The organism is Frankia sp. CeRuru1, from assembly GCF_977966315.1.
This window is the reverse complement of the sequence record NZ_CDWWEW010000324.1, coordinates 1-5,980: the sequence shown is the minus strand read 5'-3', so window position 1 is coordinate 5,980 and position 5,980 is coordinate 1. Positions and strand designations below refer to the sequence as shown.

General features: G+C 69.8%; 5 protein-coding genes. 4 read left to right on the top strand and 1 reads right to left on the bottom strand.

Annotated features, from left to right (window positions below; translation table 11 throughout):
• The 3 genes from AC08OP_RS19285 to AC08OP_RS19275 form a co-directional block, all read left to right on the top strand.
• The coding region (locus tag AC08OP_RS19285; RefSeq protein WP_476615467.1) for a DUF6907 domain-containing protein at window positions 1-345 on the top strand (345 nt) is incomplete at its 5' end.
• Between the two features lie 207 nt (window positions 346-552).
• Window positions 553-867: a hypothetical protein gene (locus AC08OP_RS19280; RefSeq protein WP_476615466.1), complete on the top strand. Its 315-nt coding sequence runs from the start codon at window positions 553-555 to the stop codon at window positions 865-867.
• Window positions 868-1,248: 381 nt separating this feature from the next.
• Complete coding sequence (locus tag AC08OP_RS19275) at window positions 1,249-2,829, top strand: hypothetical protein (protein WP_476615465.1); 1,581 nt, start codon at window positions 1,249-1,251, stop codon at window positions 2,827-2,829.
• On the opposite strand, the gene AC08OP_RS19270 is transcribed toward AC08OP_RS19275, so the two are convergent.
• A complete protein-coding gene (locus tag AC08OP_RS19270; protein WP_476615464.1) occupies window positions 2,797-3,852 on the bottom strand; it encodes an NAD-dependent epimerase/dehydratase family protein in 1,056 nt (351 codons plus the stop codon). The two genes, AC08OP_RS19275 and AC08OP_RS19270, sit on opposite strands and share 33 nt — an antisense overlap.
• Window positions 3,853-4,900: 1,048 nt before the next feature.
• Here AC08OP_RS19270 and fxlM point away from each other — a divergent pair.
• On the top strand, window positions 4,901-5,980 hold a 1,080-nt coding region (gene fxlM, locus AC08OP_RS19265), incomplete at its 3' end, for a methyltransferase, FxLD system (RefSeq protein ID WP_476615463.1).

The window sequence follows — 5,980 nt, the reverse complement described above, 5'->3', positions numbered from 1 at the left end:
CCCGCGGACCGTTCCTGCCCGCCCTGGTGCGAGCAGCCCGCCGGCCACCTACACGTCGAACCCGCCGGTCCCGGCGACTACCACGTCTCCGAGTTCACCCAGATCGACCTACCAGAAATTCCCGGGCTACGCGACGCGACCGTTCTCCAGGTGTCCGTCGAGCAGTACGTCACCGCCACGACCATCCGCCCTCCCATGATCTCCCTCGGCCGCGGCGAAGACCCCGACAGCGAAGCACTCACCCTGGACGAAGCCGCCGCCCTCGCCACCGTCCTCACCCGGGCAGTCGCCGCGGCACGCGACGCTCAAGGACATCAGTCCCCGATCGACGACGGGTCCGCATAGCGACGCAGGCAGCGTCACCGCTGCCCGTCGGCCCGCGCGCGACGCCCGCAGCAACCCCGCCGATGGATCGGCCGGCTCAGACACTGACGGCGACAGCCTCAGCGACTGCCCCTCACCGGTCGCGGTCGGTCCCGGCACGACGGCGTGGCCTCCGGCGGCGAAGCGTCACCACGGCCACGCAGACCTCCGACGACGAAACCGGCCCCTATGCCACCTCACCGCCACACCGTGCCACCCGCGCTCCGCCCCATCGTCCTGCTAGCCAGGATGCGTGACCTGCTCCCGGCCGCGCGGCTGGCGGACCTGCTCGCCACCTTCACACCACCCGTCGACCCGACAGCTCCGGAATGGTCCGACCTGTGCTCCGCCCTGGACGCCTACGACCAGGCGGCACAGCACGGCCGGGATCTCGACGAGGCCCGCCACCAGGTCGACACCGCCGCCATGATCTTCCACCTGTGCTACGGCGGCACTGAGCACCAACCGAGCAGTGGCATCCACGAGCGTCGAGCGGCCCGATAGACGCCCCGCAGACCGCGAGACCGCGCACTCCCGTTACCTGACGGCAACGGTGGCGAGCTTGTGTATGTCCGTATCTGCCGCCTGCCGCGCGCGAACTGACGCACCGCCTGGCGCCGAACCGATCGCACCGCCTCACGCCATTTCCGCAGCTCAGCCGACTCTCGGCAGCCGAAGAACATGTTCGTGACGGGGGGAATGACCTGCACCGTCGGGCCAGTAATCATTAGGTTGCCGGCCTGTCTCGTGGAGCGGACGGCGCCGCGCGGGCGACGGGTACGCCATCGACCTGGCCCGACGGTGGTGGATCATTGAGGTGATCTTGCTGTTCCTGGAACGGCGGACCGACGCCGGTCTGCGGGGCAGGTCTGGAGGGGATGTGGCGTGAATAGACGCAGTCTGCGGGTGGAGCAGGATGAGCTGCGGGCGCGGATGCGCGCGGTCGGCATGTCGCACGACGAGATCGCCGTCGAGTTCGCCCGCCGCTACAAGCTGCGCCCCCGGGCAGCCCACCGGGTCGCGCACGGCTGGACCCAGGCGCAGGCCGCGAACCACATCAACACCCACGCCACCCGCGCCGGCCTCGACCCGGATGGCACTGCGCCCATGACCGCTCCGCGGTTGTCGGAGCTGGAGAACTGGCCGCTGCCGAACAACCGCCGCCGGCCCACTCCCCAGCTCCTCGCCCTGCTCGCCGAGGTCTACGACACCAGCATCCACAACCTGATCGACCTCGACGACCGCGAACACCTCACCGCCACCGACCATCTCATCCTTAGCCAGACTAGCCAGATCCAGCACACGCCCGCACGAATCCATACGACTACCCGTTCCTACCCTGTGACGTTGTCCGTACCTGCGGCGGGAGGGTTACAGCTTGGCGGGATCGAGCACATATCAATGCCATATGTACCGGTAGAAATGGAGCGTGTCATGTCGGCTGCCAAGGAGTCGGGGGAGCACGCGATGTTCGCGGCGGCCAGAAGCCTCGATACCAGCTCTGTCGAACAGCTCGCCGACGATGTACGTCGGCTCGCGCACACCTACAACATCACCCCTCCCTTCCAGATGTTCACCGAACTGGCCAAGACCCGGAACACCGTGTACGCGCTGCTGGAGCAGACGAAACGCCCGGGGCAGCTCAACGACCTCTACATGTTCGCCGGGCAGCTCTGCGGCCTGCTCGGCATCGTCAGTCTCGACCTCGGGTTTCCCGATGCTGGCGTCGAGAACGCCCGCGCGGCCTGGGCTTATGGGCAGATTGTCGACGATGACGGGCTGCGCTCGTGGGCCCGCGCTGTCCAGGCCACCATCGCCTTCTGGTCCGGCCGGCCGAGGGAAGGGATACGGCTGACGGCAACGGGCCTTGACCATGCCAGACCAGGGTCCGGAAAGGTTCGCCTGCACGCCGTGCAGGCCCGCTCCTATGCGATGGTCGGAGCCGCGGACGAGGCGATGACCGCGCTGGCCGCTGCCCAGCGCACCGCCGAGGCAGACGCATCGGACGATCTTCTCGACAGTGTGGGTGGCGAGTTCTCGTTCGGCGAGGAACGCCGGCTCCTCAGCGCCGCGGCCACGCATCTCGCCCTGGGCCAGCTCGACCAGGCCGAGCACGCGGCGTCCCAGGCGATCGACCTGTTCACCGCGATTCCGGTCACCGACCGATGGACACCCGGTGAGCACGGTGCCCGGATCGATCTGATCGTCGCCCGAACGCTGGACGGCAATCTCGACGGGGCGCACGATGCCCTCGTCCCCGTGCTCGCGCTGCCGTCCGAGCAACGTACGGGGCGCCTGACGGGGAGGCTTCACCGGTTGCGCCGGTCGTTGAGCCAGCCGCGCTACCGCGGCTCCACCGACGCCGAGCAGCTCGACGAGCAGATCGAGCACTTTGTGCGCGAGTCGGCTACCGCCGTGCTGCCCCCAGGCACCTCACACCAGTCGCTTCTCGCCGGCGGCGTCTGACCGCAGTTCCCACAGGTCGAGGAGGCGGCGCTCCCTGTCGGGGTCGATACCGTGCTCGTCCTGACGCTCATGTCGGACCGGAGCGCCGCCGGCCGCCAGCCACGCCCGCGTGTCCAGGACCGTGTCCTCGATCGGCCGGCAGCGCAGACCCGCCGCCGCTGCCCGGCTCGCATCCAGCTGCCACGTCCCTGGAGGCACCCGCCACAGCGGGATCTCCGTCCACTGGCGCACCCCCTGCTCGACAAGCCAGCCGGGGTCCGCCCAGACGACCTCGACCTCGTCGGAGCCTCGGATGTCCCGCGTCGCCGCGATGCACGCGTCCAGCATCCGGCCGTAGGTTGCGTGGCCGGCGGGCGCCGCAACGTTGAAGATCCCGCTGGCCGACCGTCCGACCAGGTCGAGCAGAAACGTCGCGAGGTCGCGCACGTCCACCGGCTGGATGGGCCTGTCGGCGGGCGCGGGGGCCAGCACCCGCCCGCCGTGCGCCATCCGGCGAAGCCACCACGGCAACCGTCCGACGTACTCGTGCGGGCCGAGGACGACACCCGGCCGCACGATGAGCGCCTGGTCAGGGGAAAGGCTCCGCCGGACCGCGGCTTCGCACCCGGCCTTGTGGGGACCGTAGCGCCCCGCGTCCCAGCGAGGATCTTCCACCACCAGGTCGGGATCTCCCGGGTGCAGCGGCGAGGATTCGTCGACAGGGGACGCGGGCCAGTCTTGGTACACCGAGACGGTCGACACAAACACATACCGACGGGCCTGTTCACGGAGAACCCGCGCGGCAAGGCCGACCGAGCGGGGCTCCGCGCCGCCGACGTCCACTACGGCATCCCACGGCCCATTCGCGGCAAGGCGATCAAGATCCTTGGTGTCGGTTCGGTCGCCTCGGAGCGGGTGGACCCCTGTGACATCCGGTCCGGATCTACCCCGGTTGAACGTGGTGACTGCCCAGCCGCGGCCAACTGCCTCCTCGGCCAGGACACGGCCGACGAACCAGGTTCCTCCCAGAAGTAGCAGACGCACGGAGTAATCGTCTCAAAGGGCCACCGCCCGTAGCTGTCGCCGCCCGTCCACGCGCACCGCGGCCGACTCTGACCGACAAGTGGTGCCCGATCTCACCGACGTAATCACCTGGCTACGTCGGAGACGCCCAGGGGCCAACCGGCTGCTCGCCCGGACCGGTCGCTGCTGGATGGAGGCCGCGGTGGTGGCCTGGGGTGTGAGGCTGTGCGGCGGCGCCGGGTGGTCCCCGGTCGGGTTGGTGGTCCGATGATCGAGCCGTCGAGGACCCGGGTCGTGGTGTCCCAAACAGTCGATCGCTGTCAATCCTCCGAGTAATCTGGCGGCAAGCCCAGCCCTTGGGCGCTACGGGCCGGTGAACGTGACCGCGCGGCGGATGGCCCAGCGGTAAGCGTGGCCTTCGCGTCGAAGTTCGAGCAGGCTCGAAGACACCGAAGAGGCCACGCCGCTCTTCCTGGCCTGCCCGGCGGCCGGATGCCTGGCCTGGCTCCGTGCTTCGCCCAGGGGCCTTTGGGCGTAATTCCTGTACGGGACCACCCGAACAAACTTCCATGATCACTGCGAACGGATGTGGTAGGCCGCCCGTGTTCTCGCAGGTCATCGGCTTCACGGGTGTCGATGAAAACGTTCGTGGTGGCGGGAATGACGGCCCTGCCTGCTTCGGCCATCCTGGTAGCGCACCGCGTACATGGAGCACGCCGGGTTGTGACGGTCGCGCCGATCAACGTCAGTGTGGAGGAAGATCTGTGGTAGTTGGGTCTGAGGCTTCTGGATCAACGACCGCTGGTGCTGACGTGTCCAGAGTGGGGATGCCCGCGCCGGGGGGGAGGGCTCTGGTGGGCAATGCGGGACGCCTGGCCCGCGCAGGGCAGGGCGCCGATGCCGTCGGCTGTCCAGAGGGCGTTGCCCACCGCGCCGCCGTAGCTGTTCACGCTGGGTTGCTCGCTCGCTCAATGTCGCTGGCGTCGCTTCTCGGTGATCTGCCGCCGTCGTCGAAGGCGCGGGCCACCACCCTGTCCGATCCTCCATCCACAAGGAGATACCCACTGCGATGACGCTGACCACCGACACGGGCGCCGACCCGGATGCCGCGACACTGCGCGCGGCTATGGTCGCTCGCTTTGAACCCGGCATGGCGCGCTTCGGGGTGCCGATGTCTCCCGCGCTGCGCCGGGCGCTGCTCACGGTGCCCCGGCATCTGTTCACTCCGGGTGTTCCGCTGGAGCGGGCTTACGACGCCGACCAGTCGATCGTGACGAAGACCGGCGAGGACGGCCGCGACGTGAGCGCGGTGTCGGCGCCGTGGCTGATCGCCACGATGCTCGCCCAGGCTGGCGACCTGTCCGGGAAGCGCGTCCTGGAGATCGGGTCCGGTGGGTATAACGCCGCGCTGCTACGTGAGCTTGTCGGCCCCGGCGGGGACGTCACGACCGTCGACATCGATCCCGACGTGGTTGACCGGGCTCGCGCCTGCCTGGACCGGGCAGGTTATGGCGACGTGCGGGCGTTGTGCCGCGACGGGGACGGTGGCGTGCCGGACCACCCCCCCTTCGATGTGATCATCTCGACGGTCGGGACGTGGGACGTCCCTGGGGCCTGGCGTCAGCAGTTGGCCCCGCATGGCCGGATCGTGCTGCCGCTGCGTACGGGCGGGCTGACCCGGGCGTGGGGGCTCGACCGCGTGGGTGGCAGTCTGCTGGTGAGCGCGACCGGCCCGGTGCGGTGCGGTTTCGTCGCGATGCGGGGGGCCGGCACGCACGGCGGCCGGTCGACTCCGCTGGCCGATACCGGCGTCGGGCTGTGGCAGGACGAGCTGGCCACCGTCGATACCAGTGGTCTCGGCGACGTGTTCGCGGCGTCGCGGACCGAGGTCTGGAGCGGGGTCGTGCTCCCGCGCGGTACCCGCTGGGACGACCAGGACCTGTGGCTGCTGGCGCTGCCGGGACACTGCCAGATGACCGCCAGCCGCGAGGCGGTCGCCAGCGGCCTCGTGACCCCGTCGTGGCGGATTCTGACCCCCGCACTCGTGGACGGCGACAGCCTGGCCTACCGTGCGGCGCTGCGGCCCGTCGGCGATCCCGCCGCCGGCTACGAGGTCGGCGCGGTCGGGCACGGCCCCCGCGGCGGTGAC

Bases quoted from the DNA above. Each gene is read 5' to 3' on its own strand.
- AC08OP_RS19280 (WP_476615466.1), top strand. From the start codon at position 553: ATGCCACCTCACCGCCACACCGTGCCACCCGCGCTCCGCCCCATCGTC.